Origin of the sequence: Sphaerospermopsis aphanizomenoides BCCUSP55, from assembly GCF_001586785.1 — a bacterium.
Classification (GTDB): domain Bacteria; phylum Cyanobacteriota; class Cyanobacteriia; order Cyanobacteriales; family Nostocaceae; genus Sphaerospermopsis_A; species Sphaerospermopsis_A aphanizomenoides_A.
Genome location: NZ_LUFH02000121.1, coordinates 1 through 16,977, shown reverse-complemented (window position 1 = coordinate 16,977; position 16,977 = coordinate 1). Strand labels below are relative to the sequence as shown.

General features: G+C 38.9%; 15 protein-coding genes. 9 read left to right on the top strand and 6 right to left on the bottom strand.

From position 1 onward, the window contains the following. Nucleotides 1–1,130 (top strand): phosphoenolpyruvate carboxylase (locus A0J48_RS23070; RefSeq protein ID WP_200326923.1); only part of this gene is annotated, 1,130 nt, incomplete at its 5' end. A gap of 69 nt (nt 1,131–1,199) precedes the next feature. Beyond that, nucleotides 1,200–1,457 (top strand): hypothetical protein, encoded by a 258-nt coding sequence (locus A0J48_RS23065; protein ID WP_200326922.1) that lies wholly within the window; start codon nt 1,200–1,202, stop codon nt 1,455–1,457. Between the two features lie 157 nt (nt 1,458–1,614). On the opposite strand, the gene A0J48_RS23060 is transcribed toward A0J48_RS23065, so the two are convergent. Next, complete coding sequence (locus A0J48_RS23060) at nt 1,615–2,001, bottom strand: hypothetical protein (RefSeq protein WP_200326925.1); 387 nt, start codon at nt 1,999–2,001, stop codon at nt 1,615–1,617. A 226-nt stretch (nt 2,002–2,227) separates the two neighbouring features. On the opposite strand from A0J48_RS23060, the gene A0J48_RS23055 reads away from it, so the two are divergent. Then, complete coding sequence (locus tag A0J48_RS23055; protein WP_200326921.1) at nt 2,228–2,533, top strand: small RNA NsiR4-regulated ssr1528 family protein; 306 nt, start codon at nt 2,228–2,230, stop codon at nt 2,531–2,533. Between the two features lie 167 nt (nt 2,534–2,700). On the opposite strand, the gene A0J48_RS23050 is transcribed toward A0J48_RS23055, so the two are convergent. Continuing rightward, nucleotides 2,701–3,450 carry an MBL fold metallo-hydrolase gene (locus tag A0J48_RS23050; RefSeq protein WP_200326920.1) on the bottom strand — a complete coding sequence of 250 codons (750 nt, stop codon included), beginning with the start codon at nt 3,448–3,450 and terminating at the stop codon, nt 2,701–2,703. Nucleotides 3,451–3,760: 310 nt separating this feature from the next. Here A0J48_RS23050 and A0J48_RS23045 point away from each other — a divergent pair, with 310 nt between their 5' ends. The 3 genes from A0J48_RS23045 (at nt 3,761) to A0J48_RS23035 (ending at nt 7,431) form a co-directional block, all read left to right on the top strand. Beyond that, entirely contained in the window at nt 3,761–5,236 is a 1,476-nt protein-coding gene (locus tag A0J48_RS23045; protein ID WP_200326919.1) for a site-2 protease family protein, read from the top strand. 60 nt (nt 5,237–5,296) lie between these two features. Then, the gene (locus A0J48_RS23040; protein WP_200326918.1) at nt 5,297–6,529 is read left to right on the top strand and encodes an FAD-dependent oxidoreductase; all 1,233 of its coding nucleotides are present in this window, start codon (nt 5,297–5,299) and stop codon (nt 6,527–6,529) included. A 356-nt stretch (nt 6,530–6,885) separates the two neighbouring features. Next, entirely contained in the window at nt 6,886–7,431 is a 546-nt protein-coding gene (locus A0J48_RS23035; RefSeq protein WP_200326917.1) for a single-stranded DNA-binding protein, read from the top strand. A gap of 142 nt (nt 7,432–7,573) precedes the next feature. Here A0J48_RS23035 and A0J48_RS23030 read toward each other — a convergent pair whose 3' ends face one another. Together A0J48_RS23030 and A0J48_RS23025 are read right to left on the bottom strand one after the other, a co-directional pair. After that, nucleotides 7,574–8,452: an NAD(P)-dependent oxidoreductase gene (locus A0J48_RS23030; RefSeq protein ID WP_200326916.1), complete on the bottom strand. Its 879-nt coding sequence runs from the start codon at nt 8,450–8,452 to the stop codon at nt 7,574–7,576. Nucleotides 8,453–8,764: 312 nt separating this feature from the next. Beyond that, nucleotides 8,765–9,949, bottom strand: coding sequence for a class I SAM-dependent methyltransferase (locus A0J48_RS23025; RefSeq protein WP_200326915.1), 1,185 nt, complete (start codon nt 9,947–9,949; stop codon nt 8,765–8,767). A gap of 468 nt (nt 9,950–10,417) precedes the next feature. Here A0J48_RS23025 and A0J48_RS23020 point away from each other — a divergent pair, with 468 nt between their 5' ends. Further along, on the top strand, nt 10,418–11,956 hold the full coding sequence (locus A0J48_RS23020; protein ID WP_200326914.1) for an MBOAT family O-acyltransferase: 1,539 nt from the start codon (nt 10,418–10,420) through the stop codon (nt 11,954–11,956). Nucleotides 11,957–12,128: 172 nt separating this feature from the next. Continuing rightward, on the top strand, nt 12,129–12,989 hold the full coding sequence (locus tag A0J48_RS23015) for a hypothetical protein (protein WP_200326913.1): 861 nt from the start codon (nt 12,129–12,131) through the stop codon (nt 12,987–12,989). 49 nt (nt 12,990–13,038) lie between these two features. On the opposite strand, the gene A0J48_RS23010 is transcribed toward A0J48_RS23015, so the two are convergent. Together A0J48_RS23010 and A0J48_RS23005 are read right to left on the bottom strand one after the other, a co-directional pair. Beyond that, on the bottom strand, nt 13,039–13,578 hold the full coding sequence (locus A0J48_RS23010) for a GAF domain-containing protein (protein WP_200326924.1): 540 nt from the start codon (nt 13,576–13,578) through the stop codon (nt 13,039–13,041). A 406-nt stretch (nt 13,579–13,984) separates the two neighbouring features. Beyond that, nucleotides 13,985–15,169 carry an NAD(P)H-quinone oxidoreductase subunit H gene (locus tag A0J48_RS23005; RefSeq protein ID WP_200326912.1) on the bottom strand — a complete coding sequence of 395 codons (1,185 nt, stop codon included), beginning with the start codon at nt 15,167–15,169 and terminating at the stop codon, nt 13,985–13,987. 421 nt (nt 15,170–15,590) lie between these two features. Here A0J48_RS23005 and A0J48_RS23000 point away from each other — a divergent pair, with 421 nt between their 5' ends. Further along, nucleotides 15,591–16,955 (top strand): M48 family metallopeptidase, encoded by a 1,365-nt coding sequence (locus A0J48_RS23000; RefSeq protein WP_200326911.1) that lies wholly within the window; start codon nt 15,591–15,593, stop codon nt 16,953–16,955. The last annotated feature ends 22 nt before the right edge of the window (nt 16,956–16,977 follow it).

Below are 16,977 nucleotides of genomic sequence, written 5' to 3'. Positions count from 1 at the left end.
CCCCATCTTCCCCCACCCTTAACCCCGACTTGCAGGAAGTGATGCTGGGGTATTCTGACAGCAACAAAGATTCTGGTTTCTTAAGTAGTAACTGGGAAATTCACAAAGCCCAAAAATCACTCCAGAAAATTGCCGAAGAATATGGCTTACACCTGCGAATTTTCCACGGACGTGGTGGTTCTGTGGGAAGAGGTGGTGGCCCTGCTTATGAGGCGATTTTGGCTCAACCTGGTAACAGTATTAATGGACGCATCAAAATTACTGAACAAGGTGAAGTTTTAGCTTCCAAATATTCCTTGCTGGACTTGGCTTTGTATCATGTAGAAACCATTACCACTGCTGTAGTACAAGCGAGTTTATTGCGGACAGGGTTTGATGATATTGAACCTTGGAATGAAATTATGGAAGAGTTGTCAGTGCGATCGCGCCAACATTATCGCGCTCTCATTTACGAACAACCCGATTTTATCGACTTCTTCCACCAAGTCACCCCCATTGAAGAAATTAGCCAGCTGCAAATTAGCTCCCGTCCAGCAAGACGACCATCTGGTAAAAAAGATTTAAGCAGTTTACGAGCCATTCCTTGGGTATTTAGCTGGACACAAACCCGGTTTTTGTTACCTTCCTGGTATGGCGTAGGTACAGCTTTACAAGAGTTCTTGAATGAACAACCAGAAGAACACTTGAAGTTGCTGCGCTATTTTTATGTGAAATGGCCTTTCTTCAAAATGGTAATTTCCAAAGCCGAAATGACCTTGGCGAAAGTAGACATTGAAATGGCGCGTCATTACGTCCAGGAATTGTCTAACCCAGAAGACAAACCCCGGTTTGATAAAGTGTTTGAACAAATAGCCAGTGAATTTTATCTGACTAGGGATTTAGTGTTAAATATTACTGGACACCAAAAACTGTTAGACGGTGATCCTATCTTGCAGCGTTCAGTTCAATTGCGTAATGGCACAATTGTACCTTTAGGTTTTATCCAAGTGTCTTTACTCAAGCGTCTACGTCAGTATAAAACCAGTACAACACCAGGGGTAATTCACTCCCGTTATAGCAAAGGCGAATTACTGCGAGGAGCATTGTTAACTATTAACGGTATTGCCGCAGGAATGAGAAATACAGGTTGATGGGTAATTCGTAATTCGTAATTTGTAATTCGTAATTACGGATTCCCATTCACCTAATCCATGATTACCATGACTAAGAAACCCATTCTAATTTGTAGCTTAGTGGCATTGTCTTCTGGATTTTTTGGTGGTTTGATGGGTGTACAAATCACCTCAATGCTTCACAGTCAGAAATGCCAAAATCAAGCTTGGGGCTTCCAACAGATGTGTAATGCTTGGGTGACACCAGGAGCGATATGGCAAGGTGGTGTAGCCGGAGTTTGGACAGGTACAATATTAGGCGCGTTTGTTGGTGGATCAATTACACGCAAATCCAATCACTGGTGATTGGTTAAATAATGGACAATTGACAATTATTTCTACCTGGAAGATAGAGGCGTGAAAAATCGTAATTTTTCCTTTTTTCTCCTTCAAAGGGACGTTTTAAACATTGAATAAAACAATTGTCAATTGTCAATTATCAATTATCAATTGATCATACTCCTCAGCTATCAGTTGGTGTAGTCGATGACTGTAAATTACTCAAGGATTCCCAGGTGTTTGTGCTGGTATCAAAACAGCGCCAAGTTCCTTTACGTTCGTCTTTATAGCAAAATAAACTGCGATCACGATCATCAAAATTATCAGTTAAAAAGTACACCATTCCTCGAAACGGATAAGTTTTTCGACTAAGACGCTTTGCTACGGCTTGATTTGGACATTCAACGATAAAAACAGATTCTCCATTGATTTTAGCGAGGGAGAAAATACACATCCGCAAAATTGCTCTCAGCCAACTTTCAGAATTCTCGAAGTAATCGTCGATAATTTTGTTAGTTAGAGCTTGTTCGAGGCTGCGGTCTTTGTTACGAGGAGTGTGGGGATCAGACATAGCATCACCTAAAATTGCTATACCGCTGGTTCGAGAGTAATCCAAAATCTTAAAAAGTGGCAAGTCTGAAGAGAAGACAGGTGGCGAATGATTGGGGATAAAGGGTATAGGGGTGTAAGGGTGTAGGGGTGTAGGGGAAAAACTAATTTCTTACTTCTCCCTTCTGCCTTCTGCCTTCTGCCTTCCGCCTGGTAATATATACCTATAAACTTGAGAATTTATCGCCATGACTACCGAAACTAATGTGAACAATCAAACTACCACGGGTGCTGATGCTATTGATGTAGCGATCGCACAGGGGATAGATTTTGATGGTTCTCCTATTCCCTTAGCTAAATTAGACCTCTATAACCAAGTCATGGCATTAGAAGCAGGTAGACAACGTAGTGGTGTATCTAATACCATGCGTTCTCGCATTGTTCGTATTGGTGCCAAGCATATCCCCCAAGCCGAATTAGACCAAAAGCTGATAGAAGCTGGTTTTGCACCGTTAAAAGAAAAAGAAATTGCCTTTTTCTATGGTGGTAAGTAATAATTTTGGATTTTGGATTTTGGATTTTGGATTTTGGAATCTTTGACTTTTGACTTGTGAACTCTGCCTAAAAGCGAGAGGATTGAGAAATCAGAACTTTTTTGTTTTTTCCTCTTTGAAAGGGGAAGTTTTCAAACTGGAATAAAACAATTGTCAATTATCAATTGTCAATTATCAATTACCAATCTTTGGTAAGCGTTATCTATAATGCGTTTGCCTCGGAGAAAGCCGATATTAGCGCCGGGGCAGATGTATTGTAGGGTTTCTGGTGTAAAGCGATCGCGCAGAGCTTGAACACTTTTAATTTGTCGTGGCCAATGAAAAGTTTTTGGTGTTCGTAATGGTACTGGTTCACCTTGGAGGTTGGGGAGTAAATGTCTTCCAGAAAAGAGAACTCCCCCAAATTCACGATAGTATAGACATGAAGAACCAGGAGAATGACCTGGTGTCCAGATCACTTGTGTGGTGGCATCAAGAGTGAATTCTTGAGCAAAGGTAGTGACATTTAAACCAGGTAATAAATAAGCTTCTTGCTCTTGAATCAAAATTTCACAATCAAGGGCTTGCTGAACTTCTGCTACTTGACCAATAGCACCGCGATGAGTAATGAACAACCAACGGACACCTGTTTGCTGAAGGTTATTCTGTGGTATGCATTCCCAGAAGTCCTGATTTATTTGTTCTAGGGCTGGGCAGTCGATGAGAATATTACCTTCATTTCTTACAATAAGATAAGAAGTCCCTCCTAATGTGTCTCGATTTGGTGGAAAGGCAAAAATTTTGTTGATGGTAAAGCCAGTAGATGCTGATCCAGCTTCCCTAGCAGTGGCAAGGATTTCTTCTCCTGGAACTTGACCAGAAAGTATAGTCTGTGGGGGCTTAATTGTATAACTTGGTTGTGGAGATGCGGGACACATAAATTAAAGGATTTCAAAATCAAGAATTATCACGTCATGGTAAATCTGGTTAAAAGGATTACCGTGACTAGAAAAAAATTCTTGGGGGGAAGGCGTTTTCAAGGTCAAGAATAACCCATATCTATCAGAAAAAAGGAGTTAAGAAGTAAAAAAAATAATTCAATAAGAAGAAATTTTGCTACTTCTTTGTTCCCAATTCCTAGATCATTAACTCTTGTGAACGTAGCTGATTCAATTTGTCTCAGTCTCTTTGAAGGAGATAGAGAGGCAGTCCTGAACTATTTTCTTTGTCAAAATTAGTGAACTTAACATGGTATTTTGGTTTATCCTCTTCATGGGGCTTACTTATCTCATAGTTCAGCGTAGTGTTGCTCATATCACCAAGACACCAGTTTGGTTGTTGTGGTTGGTATTAATGACACCAGCATTCATCATGATTGGTTGGACGTTGGTCTATGGTGCAAAACAACCACCCCCACCCGCACTGATTATTTGGCCTCTATTTATCTGTCTGCTGTTATACTGGTTGTTGTTTCAGTCTGGTCGTCCAGTACCAAAAGATACCCAGACTCAACCTCAAGCTACAGGATCTCAATTGGCTAACCATCCTCACGCAGAATCATCTCCTGTTCGTCCCATTGAGCCAACAGAAGAAACAAATCTGCGAAATTGTTTCCCTTGGTCAGTATATTACATTCAAAATATTGAATATCGACCCCAAGCAGTAATTTGTCGGGGTCAGTTGCGAACTGCTGCGACACAAGCGTACCAACAAATTAAAACCAATATTGAAGGGCAATTTGGCGATCGCTTCTTGGTTATCTTCCAGGAAGGAATGGATGGTAAACCTTTCTTTGTCCTTGTTCCCAATACTCAAGCAAGTAAACAAAATACAAACCGCAAATTAGAAAATTTAACTCAAGCAGGAACAGCACTTCTTCTATTATTGCTAACTTTAATTACCACTACTTTAATGGGTTCGCAAATTGCTGGAGTGGAATTAACGAGAATCAAATCTGACTTTACTCTCATTTTCAATGGTTTACCCTACGCTTTAGGATTAATTACTATTTTGGGTATCCATGAACTTGGTCACTATTTTACAGCAAGATTCCATAAAATTCGCTCCACTTTACCCTATTTTATCCCTGTACCTTTTTTCTTGGGAACTTTTGGTGCATTTATACAAATGCGAAGCCCAATTCCTAACCGTAAAGCTTTATTTGATGTGAGTATTGCCGGGCCACTTGCTGGTTTTATCGCTACTTTACCTCTACTTATCTGGGGACTAGCTCATTCGGAAATAGTGCCTGTGAGCGACAAAACTGGACTATTAAATCCTAATGCTCTCAATCCTAGATATTCAATTTTATTAGCATTAATTTCCAAGTTAGCCTTGGGCAGCGAATTAACAGCAAAATCTGCTCTTGATTTGCATCCAGTAGCAATAGCTGGGTTTTTGGGACTGATTGTAACCGCATTGAATTTGATGCCAGTAGGACAACTAGATGGTGGTCATATTGTCCATGCTATGTTTGGACAACGCACCGCAGTTGTTATTGGTCAAATTTCCCGGTTGTTGTTACTCATCCTGTCTTTTGTCCGTCAGGAATTTTTGCTGTGGGCAATTTTGTTGTTATTTATTCCTTTAATTGATGAACCTGCACTAAATGATGTAACAGAACTAGACAATAAACGTGATGTTTTAGGTCTATTAGCAATAGCGTTATTATTGTTAATTGTACTGCCACTGCCAGAAGCGATCGCTCGTGTGTTGCAGATTTAAAGAATTAAAACTGTATTACTCCTGATTTATAACTTCTTTTCTCATTACAGGAGAAATTTTATGTCTACAAATCACAATCTTCCTTTAGAACATGAGATTTTAGACTTACACAATACAGATTGTTGCATTGTCGGTGGTGGGCCTGCGGGTGTTGTACTTTCCTTACTTTTAGCACGTCAAGGAATTTCAGTTTATCTATTAGAAGCACACCAAGATTTTGACCGGGATTTTCGTGGTGATACCATTCACCCTGCGGTAATGCAAATTATGGAAGAGTTGGGTTTAAGTAATAGCTTGTTGCAATTACCCCACAACAAAATACACCAACTTCAAATAAAAACACCCCAAGCAACTATCACCTTAGCAGATTTTAGTCACCTGAAAACGCACTACCCCTATATCATGATGCTTCCCCAGGTGCGGTTTTTAGAATTTATCACCCAAGAAGCCCAAAAATATTCTCATTTCCATTTAATTATGGGTGCAAATGTCCAGGAATTAATTACAGAAAATGGTGTAATTCAAGGTGTACGTTATCGTGGACAAGGTGGTTGGCATGAAATCCGAGCTACACTGACAGTAGGTGCAGATGGTCGTCATTCCAAACTCAGACAACTAGGTAATTTTGAATCTGTTGAAACTTCTCCACCGATGGATGTTCTCTGGTTTCGCTTACCTCGTCAACCAGAAGAATTTGCAGGGGGAATGGGGCGTTTTGGTGCTGGTCACATTTTAGTCATGCTAGACCGTGGTGAGGAGTGGCAAATTGGTTATGTTATACCCAAGGGTGGTTATCAAAAACTGCGTGCTGCTGGTTTAGGGGAATTAAAGAAATCAATTATTGATACAGTACCAGAATTAAGCGAGCGTATTGAATTTTTACAAGATTGGTCACAAATAGCTTTTCTCTGTGTTGAGTCTAGCTTGGTTAAGCGTTGGTATCGTCCTGGACTGTTACTCATCGGTGATGCAGCCCATATCATGTCCCCAGTAGGAGGAGTTGGTATCAATTATGCCATTCAAGATGCTGTTGTTACCGCAAATATTGTCAGTCAACCACTCAAGCAACATTGTCTAGAAATCAACCATTTAGCAAAAGTCCAGCAGCATCGAGAGTTACCCACACGCATCATTCAAGCATTTCAAACCTTGATCCAAAAGCGGATATTTGTCCCCATTCTGACGGAAAATAAAACCTTTCAGCCGCCTTTATTGCTACGTTTACCTATTTTACGCGACCTACCCGCCCGATTAATTGCTTTGGGTATTTTTCCTGTTCATGTCCAGATTTAATGTTTTGTATGGTAAAATTGTACTACTCAATGCAGAATTAAATGCTCGTTTTGGTCAGGCGCAGTTCTTGAACAGCTATTGAATAGTTGTTCAACGTTCTCGCTTGACTTTTGTTATAGCATTTAAAAACAGGTTATCGGGTAATTTTCTGCCTTCTGTTGTCGATGATCCAATTTCTGTAATGAACATAAATCTGTTAACTTAGATTGAGTAATTGCAGTGTATTCAAGGTAAATGAATTACTAAAAAACAGTGTGACAAAATCATGACCCACAGGTGGCGCTATCCGCCTCTTAGCAAATGGAAAAGACAGTTTTTACACCCCTACATCTTAGTTTCTTGAAAGGAATAAATATATGAACAGTTGTATTTTAATGGCAGAGATTTATGATGCACCCCAGTTGCGTCATACACCAGACGGGTTGGAAGTGACAGAAATGATAGTTCATGTTCCTGGAGTGCGGCCAGATGATCCTTCACATCCTTTAAAAGTGGTGGGTTGGGGTAATTTGGCCAAAGAAATTCATCAAACCTATCAACCAGGCGATCGCGTGATCATTGAAGGACGTTTAGGAATGAACACTTTTGACCGTCCAGAAGGTTTTAAAGAAAAACGTGCAGAATTAACTGTGCAGAAGATTCATTCTATCGGTAGGGCTATGAACACAACAGCACCAGCCGCTACCCCAGCGCCAGCAGCACAGCGTCCCCTGGAGACATATCAACCAGCCTATTCAGCGCCGACCCCAGCTACACCAACTCCAGCTACAAATTTTACAGGTACAGTATCCCAGCCAACAACCCCCCAACCCACCTACCAACCTGCACCTGCAAACTTTGAGCATCAGTCCTATCAACCTGTCACAGAATCAGAACCAGATCCAGATGACATCCCATTTTGAGGCAAAAGGCAAGAGGCAAAAGGCAAAAGGCAAGAGGCAGGAGTCAGGAGGCAGGAGGCAGAAAAAAGAAGAAAGAAGAAAGAAAGAAGAAAGAATTAATCTTTACCCTGCTCCCTATCACCTGTCACCTGTCACCTGTCACCTATTCCCCGCTTACTTCACCCCATTCTCGAATAGCGGGAAAGACTGATGAGTAATCATCTTCTGGATAGGACATATTCATTGCTGACTTCAAGATGTGTCTTACACCCTCAATACTGCTGAGATTCAAACCAAGGGATTTAGCTTCAGAGATAAATAAATCTATTTCTTTGATCAATTGTTTGGTGGGTAAGTTGGCATTAGTATAATTACCATCCAACATCCGTTTCAGGTTTTGATCAAAGGTAGGCGCGTAAAGTTGACTATCGCGCAGGATTCGCATAAACAAGTCTATATCAATGCCTTGCATTTGGACAAAAGCCAAACTGAGTGCAAAGCTAGTAGTGAGGGAGGCAATGAGTTGACCCAGTGCTAATGCCAGTGCGGAAGCAGATCCTACTGGTCCAATGTGTAGAGGTTCGGGTCCAAAATGTTCTAGTAGCTTGAGGTGACGTTGATATTGTTCTAATTCGGCACCTACCATGACAATTAATTTGCCAGTTTCTGCTTCTGGGATGCTACCGAGTACGGGAGCTTCTATATATTCGCCACCAGCGGCCACAACTGCATCTCTGATTTCTTGGCTTTCTGGAGGCGTGATTGTCCCCATTTGGATGACACTGCGTCCTGATAAAGTGTGCCAAGAAGTATCTGTCAGCAAGACATGATAAATAGCTGCGGCGTTAGATAGCATCAGAACTATACAATCAGCAGAACGAATTGCTTGACGGGGTTTTGTAGCAATTTCCGCTCCTGCTGCTTGTAGTGGTGCTAGTTTTTCTGGGGTGCGGTTGTAGGCAATTAGCTCTACATTTGCAGCTAATAACCTTTGAGCCATCGGTAGTCCCATCAATCCAGTTCCCAGAAATGCCACCTTCATGTTTTATGTTCCTTTGTCATTGGTTATTAGTCATTGGGAATAGGGAATAGGGAATAGGGAATTTTTGTAATTTTCCCTCCCAATCTCCAATTCCCGATCCCCATAAATCAGCCACCTGCGGCAAAAGTAGCCATAATTACAACTGAAAGTAAGAGACCGGGACTAAGTAGAGTTACTAAGACAATGAGGTCATGAGCAGTCATAGTTATTACTTCCTTAAGGTTATTAACTTCAAAGCAATCACTGCTATCCTAGTCGAAGAAAGACTAATACAGGATTCTTAAATAGAGTTTTAACCTTTGACTTTCACCTCTAGCTTGGTATGGTTAATCCTGTGAGCGATCGCAAAGCCTCTTCTTTACTCAATCCTGTGCTTTGAACTAGAACTCCAAAGTTCCCCAGTCCTGTAGGTTCAATTAGTTGGTGTAAGGCTTCCCGGCGGTTTAGCAGCTGTGAGATGGGTTGTTCTTGATAGGAAAGGGCAGCTATTCTTTCACCTAAACCCAATGCCATCAAAAATAAACCTTGTTGTGTAAAACCCACTGAATTAAAACGGCACCTTTTCCCCCAAGCTTGCAAAGCTGTAAAGTCAACGTGGGCAGTGATATCTTGTCGCCCAATATTGATATAAGGATGATCATGGTAATGATGATGGTAGTAGCACTGTAGGGTTCCTTGCGATCGCCTGGGGTGATAATAACGGCTGGCAGGGTAGCCATAATCAATAGTTAACACATACCCTCGTTGCAAGCAGTCTGCCACTATACTCAACCAGTCGAGAGCCGCTAAATTAATTTCACTGCGATAGCCATCTTCATACACATTGGGATTTAACTCAATTCCCACCAAATCAAAATATGCTGCTAACTGCGGTGTGGATAATTCCCCCACTACCTCTATAAATGAAAAATCAGAAGCGGTATTTTCCCCATTTTCCTGGGTAGTTACATAAATTTCCCGCAGTTCCCCTGCTTCTAGAATAAACTGATGCACTGGAAATGCATCCACTAATTCATTAGAAAAAAAGCAGCCAACGATGGAGTTAGGTGTAATCTCTGGCAAATTGCACCAACGCACAGAGAAATCTTGTAACTGTTGCTGTTGTTCTGCTCTTAAACTGGGGGATTTCTCCACAATAATGTATTCCAACGCCGTGAAAAAATCCGGGTGGTGTAGTTGGAGGTAATTGAGGATATGAGATGCTAGAGTACCTTGACCTGCTCCCATTTCTACCAGATGGAAAGGGCTTGGTTGACCTAATATCTCCCACATCTGGAAAAATTGTCCAGCCAGTAATTCGCCAAAATCACTACCTAGGCTAGAAGAAGTAAAAAAATCACCACCACGAAACCCAATTTTGACTGCATCAGTGGAATAGTAGCCATGTTCTGGGTGATATAGGGCCATGTCCATGTATTCTGCGAAGGTAATTCGCCTTTGGGGGCTGGTATGAATGCGTTGGGCTATAGCTTTACAGAGTCGTAGGTTGGAGTCCATAAACTTTGTGCTGGGAGAGAGAAGTATGGGAATTAGGGAAAACTATTTAGCTCTTAAAACCTATATGACTTACATCACTGATACCATTGCAAATTCACTAGGTTATAGTGTACAATCTGATAACTAAGTAAGTCAAAATGTGTATAAAAACCATCGGTTATACAACCGGACTGCGTACAAAGTTTTGGGCGTACGGTATAAATACCCGTTACCAAAACGGGATCATCCCAATGAAAGCCAAAATAAACGCAGCCATACTAAAAACTCTCTTAAACCCTTTTAACTTTGTGTCCTACCCTGCGGGAAGCCGCTCCGCGTCTATGCGTTCTTTGCGGTTGATTCATATCAAGCCTGGGAGCAATTGCCTTTCTTTCCAAAAAATAAACTTACACATTGGGATGATCCCTACAAAAACGGACTCCTGCCTTCGTTAAACTATTCTGTATGCTTTTATCTATACATAGAAATATGTTATTTACCTCTTCGATATTTAGTTTCTTATTTCTGCCCATTACACTACTAGTTTTTGCAGGATGTAGTAGACTGAAATGGCATACAATTGCAAAAGCTTGGTTAATTTTTGCATCATTTGTATTTTATGGGTATTGGAACGTAGCATATTTAAGCCTGATTATTCCTTCCATGCTGTTTAACTATGGAATAGGGGTGTTAATCGGTAAACAATATGAAAACCAAGATCATTTAGAACAGTCTTGGAAACCGAAAATATTAATGCTTTTAGGTATTGCTGTGAACTTGGTACTATTGGCATATTTTAAATATGCAAATTTTATTTTAGATAATATAAATACATTATTCGGGATAAATTTTAATGTAGGTAATATAATACTGCCGTTAGGTATATCATTTTTTACTTTTCAGAAAATTGCATATTTAGTTGATTCATATCGTGGCAATACCAAAAACTATAATTTATTAGATTATTCATTGTTTGTAATTTTCTTTCCTCAATTAATTGCTGGGCCTATTGTTCATCATGGCGATATAGTTCCTCAATTTGCTGCAAAAAAGGATAATAAAATTAATTGGGAGAATATTTCTATAGGCGTAACAATTTTTGCATTAGGATTATTCAAAAAAGTCATTTTTGCAGATACTATATCTGCTTATTCAACACCTATGTTTAATGCTGCTGAAGCTGGAACTATACTTTCATTCTATGAGGCTTGGGCAGGATTATTAGCTTATACATTGCAATTATATTTTGACTTCTCAGGATATTCAGATATGGCAATTGGTCTTGCCAGAATGTTTGGTATTATCTTACCTGTTAACTTTAATTCTCCCTATCAAGCGGATAGTATTATTGAATTTTGGAGACGTTGGCATATTACTTTATCTAACTTTTTGAGAGATTATCTATATATTCCTCTCGGTGGAAATCGCAAGGGAAATTTCAGGAGATATCTCAACCTCATGATTACAATGTTACTGGGAGGTCTATGGCATGGTGCAAATTGGACGTTTGTAATTTGGGGAGGTTTACATGGGTTGTATCTAGTGATTAACAACATCTACATTTTGATGAAAAAATCATTTTTGACAAGTGAAAATCACAAGGATAATTTAGTTTCTAAAGTATTTAATCGGGGGATAACTTTTTTAGCTGTAATCATTGCCTGGATATTTTTCCGCGCTGAGTCAATAGATGGGGCTATAAATATTTTTAAATCAATGTTAGGGATTAATGGTATTGCTGTTAACTTTTCATTGCCTTATATATCTCCTAATAATTTAATAGACATTTATGGACTTATCTGTTTATTAGTCTTACTAATAATTGTTTTCTTCATTCCTAATACTCAGCAAATTATGTCCAATTATACTCCAGTTTTAAACATGGACAAAACCACTAAAAAAATTGCTTCTATTCTGTTATGGAAACCTAATTTATTTTGGGCGATTAATTTAGGATTAATCTTGTTTATATCTTTATCAAAAGTCTTGGAAGCTAATAAATCTGAATTTTTATATTTTCAATTTTAATCATATATAACTCTATCAATAAATATGTTTACCTCGGCATAAACTTATGTATCAAACAAAATTTAAATCCTACATTCTGATTTTATTTTCTAGTTTATTAGTAGGTTTATCACTCCACGTAGTATCTGGATTTTAGTTAATTGGTAAAAATGTTGTTGATGCAGAAAATTGGTTGGCAATTGCACAAAAGCATAAAAAGAACAAGGCTCTATCAATTTCTGGGGAGAAAATACTGATAGTGAGTGGCAGTAACGGGCTTTTTGGTATTAGCGCCGAAAAAATTTCTCAAACAACTAAAATACCTACTGTCAATTTAGCAATGCACGCAGGACTTGGAGTTGAATATATTCTCAATGATGCCAAAAAAGTGCTGAAAAAAGGTGATATTGTTTTATTACCTTTGGAATACAATCTGTATATTTCTGAAAAAGATATAACCAGAATGTATCTTAAGCATATTATATCCAATGATACTGAATATTTCTGGAATAATCTTAATCATTGGCAAAAGATTCAACATTTACTGCAATTATCCAATTCCGATATCTTAAATAGTTTTTTAAGTAAACAAAGTAGGGAAGAAATTTGGGCTGGGTTAAAAACTAGAGCATCACAGGGAAAGTGTTATTCAGGATTCCTTTTGAATAATGCTGGAGACGAATTATGTAATATTAATGCCAAACCTTTAAAACAATTAAGTAATAAGTTTATTTTACCGACCAATAATAACTATGAAATTGATAAAACAGGAAGTATTAGAGATTTTATTAATTGGTGTCAGCAAAAACAAGTTAAGTTATTACCTCTCTATCCTGTGACGGTAGAAGATGATAAATTCTACCAACCAGAATATAAATTGTTTTTTCAGAAAATTAAAAATTTTTATCAAAAGAATGGGGTTTCTATGTTGGGAGATCCATATCAAGCTACCCTACCCCATAAATTGATGTTTAATACTGGGTATCATCCTAATGATCAAGGCAGAGAAATTAGAACTCAACAAGTGATATCACTAATTCAACCTTATATTTAAAAGTTTATCATCATACTCAGACTACTGTACTATTACTCCAGGATTTCAGCTAACTGTCAATGATATAAGGATTTGTTGCCAGAGTTCTTGCAGCAGTTTGCATCAGTTCAATATCTGATGAAGACCAATTACGAGGTGCTTGACAGTGATGCGCTGCTAACAAACCCCATAAACCTCTAGGGATCAAAATTGGTACTACCAGGTTAGCGCGAACTTGCATACTGCGAAGAAAATCTCGGTGACAAGTTTCGAGAGGTTCTATTTCAATATCAGCGATCGCTCTGACCCTTCCAGCTAAATATAAAGCCGCATAATTTTCGTTAAAACAATCATCTTCACCAGTTGAACCCAAAATAGATAATTCCTGAGAACTCAAGGATTCAAATGTTACCTGACCATGCCATTGCTCATAAAAGTAATACAAAACTAGGCGGTCAACTTGAAGTGATTCTCTAAGTTGACTCATCGTTTGTCGGACTAATTTATCCCGTTGTATTTTGTTAATCAGACGAGTGAGCAGTCTTCGCAGACCCTCTTCTCTATGCTGATGTGGGAGATGGTCAAATTCTGAATGAGAATGAATTTGCACAGGTCTAAAATAATGACTGAGTAATTCTATTTGGTTTATTATAGTCACTTAATCAACAGCTTTTGGGAAAAAATTTTGATTTTATCTGAGATGGCAATTAAGTCAGCCTATAGCTTCTTGTTAATCCCAAATATGCGATACCTTAATTTCTTTATAGATAATTTAAAAAAGTGATATTTATGTAAATTTTAACTAAAAATTTATATTTTGGATAGCAATGTTTTTTGTTGTGAATGAAATTAAATATTATTTTAATAATTTACATTATTTTTAACTTAATTTAACATTTTCAACTAATGAGGAGCTAAGTGGAGTTGGGGAAAGGAGGGAGCATTTTCGTTTCCTCTTTCACCCTTTACCTTTTCCCAACTTTGGCAAAAGCTACGTTCGCAATCTTGGCCGTTGATTATCTATCAACAGAACCCATGATTACGTCAATACTGCCCAAAATCACCACAATATCTGCTACCTTCATACCCCGTAGCAAATGAGGCAGAATTTGCAGGTTATTGAAATCTGCTGGGCGAATTTTCCACCGCCAGGGGAAAACGTTATTATCACCAACCAAATAAATGCCCAGTTCACCTTTACCGCTTTCTACACGGGCGTAGATTTCTCCGGTAGGAATCTTAAAGGTGGGAGCAACTTTCTTAGCAACGAACTGGTAATCAAAAGCATCCCATTCTGATTTCTTACCAGCCATTAACCGCTTGGCTTCCAGGTTTTCGTAGGGACCACCAGGTAAACCTTTAATGGCTTGTTTAATGATTTTCACGGATTCCCGCATTTCCCGCATTCGCACCATATAACGCGCGAGACAATCACCGGCTGTTTCCCACTGAACTTCCCAGTCGAAGTCGTCATAACATTCATAGTGGTCAACTTTGCGTAAATCCCATTTTACGCCAGAACCACGTAACATAGGGCCAGAAAGTCCCCAGTTAATTGCTTCTTCGCGGGTAATAGTGCCAATACCTTCGATACGTCGCCGGAAGATGGGGTTATTGGTCACTAAGCGTTCATATTCGTCTACTTTGGGAATGAAGTATTCACAAAATTCTAAACACTTATCTACCCAACCATAGGGTAAGTCGGCTGCTACACCACCAACCCGGAAGTAGTTGTTATTTACCATCCGATAACCTGTGGCAGCTTCCCACAGATCATAAATCATTTCCCGTTCCCGGAATTGATAGAAGAAGGGTGTTTGTGCGCCTACGTCAGCTAGGAAGGGTCCAAACCAGAGCAAGTGGTTAGCGATGCGGTTCAGTTCCAGCATAATCACGCGGATGTAGCTGGCGCGTTTGGGAACTTGGATACCTGCTAGTTTTTCTGGTGCGTTGACTGTAACTGCTTCGTTGAACATTCCCGCTGCATAGTCCCAACGGCTGACGTAGGGGACATACATAATAGTTGAGCGGTTTTCGGCAATTTTCTCCATTCCTCGGTGCAGATAGCCAATGACTGGTTCACAGTCAACGACATCCTCGCCATCCAATGTCATAATTAGCCGCAGAACCCCGTGCATTGAAGGGTGGTGAGGACCCATATTTAGCACCATTGGTTCAGTGCGGGTTTCTATTCTACTCATAAGATTTGGTGTTCTCCCGTTGTAAACATTATGAATTGAACCGCCAAGATGCTAACCAGACGCAATTAATTGTGTCTGCCAAAATTCAACTTGTAGGGATGATTAAGATGTTCTACAGGTCGATGTTGGAGAGAGGATAGCGGGAGCGGGGTTGGATTTGTACTTGTACTTGATGTTTTAGTTTGTTGCACTACTTCAATTATTATAGGGAGTGTGTGATTCCAGGGATTGAGAAACAGGATTTTTTTTTAGATGCAAGCCATAGGCTAGAGAATGGCAATAGAAAAGAACAAAAAAATTTATTAAACCTAATCAGGCGAATATAATATATAATAAAGAATTTATAAAATTGCCCTAATGGCAATATTAAATAATTAATACTTGAGTTAAGCTAGTCTTTTCGGTGGGGAATCTACTCATTATGGCTTTAACTCAAGAACAATTTGATACTCTCATTACTCAACTAGAATCCTATGCTCAGGAACAGCCATCTGGTTATAAGTTAAAAGTGGGTCTTTTGGCTGTCCTGGGTTATGCTTACATATTTATGATTTTAGCGGTTTTGTTGAGTTTGTTTTTAGGGTTTGTGTGGTTAATTTTTTATATAAAAACCCTAAATTCTGTGATTATCAAGCTGGGACTAGTTATGCTAGTGCCAATTTTTGTGGTGTTGCGATCGCTTTGGGTGAGTTTTCCAGAACCGGAAGGTTTAAAACTCAAGCGTCAAGATGCACCTAATTTATTTAATATGATTAATGAACTTACTGATAAGTTAAAAGCGCCAAGATTTAATTATATTTTACTCACAGATGAATTTAATGCAGCGGTTTTCCAAAGACCACGTTTTGGTTTATTGGGATGGCAAGAAAATTATTTATTGTTAGGTTTTCCCTTGATGCAAGGGCTATCTCCAAATCAGTTTGGTGCTGTTATTGCCCATGAGTTAGGACATTTATCAGCAAATCATAGCCGTTTTGCTGGTTGGATTTATCGAATTCAAAAAACTTATTATCAAATTTTAGAAAGATTGCAAAACACTGGTGATGCCTTTGCAATTTCTTGTTTTCAACCTTTTTTTAATTGGTATGCACCTTTTTTTAGTGCTTATTCTTTTGTCCTCAGACGCATGAATGAATATGAAGCTGATAAATGTGCTGCTCAATTATTAGGTGCTAAAAATACAGGAGAAGCTTTAATTAATGTTGATGTCAAAGCAAAACTGCTATATAACTCTTTTTGGCCAAGTGTTTATAAACAAGCTCAGGAATTAATAGAACCACCAAATCAAGTTTATACTGAAATGTCGGCGACTTTGTTAAATAGTGATAATGCCAATGATTCTTTACGCTTTTTACAACAGTCCTTAGCAGAAAAAACTGATTATCAAGATACCCATCCATGTTTAGTAGATAGACTCAAAGCCATAGGGTATCTAAATAATAATCAAGAATTAAACTTACCACCACAATTTCAGATTAGTGCTGCTAGAGAATATTTAGGCAATTCTCTACCCCAATTTACTAACTATTTTGAACAAGCTTGGTGTGAAAAAATGCAAACTCCTTGGAGACAAAGATATGCCTATGCACAAGAATCTTTAGAGAAACTAAGCAAGTTAGAAGCTAGAGCAAAAATTCAATCTTTGGATGTAGAGGAAACTTGGCAACTAGCTTACTGGACTTATGAATTTCGTAGTGAAGATGCGGCTATTCCCATTTTACAAGAGATTTTGCAAAAAGACGCTAATAGACATCTCCGAAAACTATCAAAGCCGCTTTGTGACTAGCTTACAAACTGCAAAAGAAAGG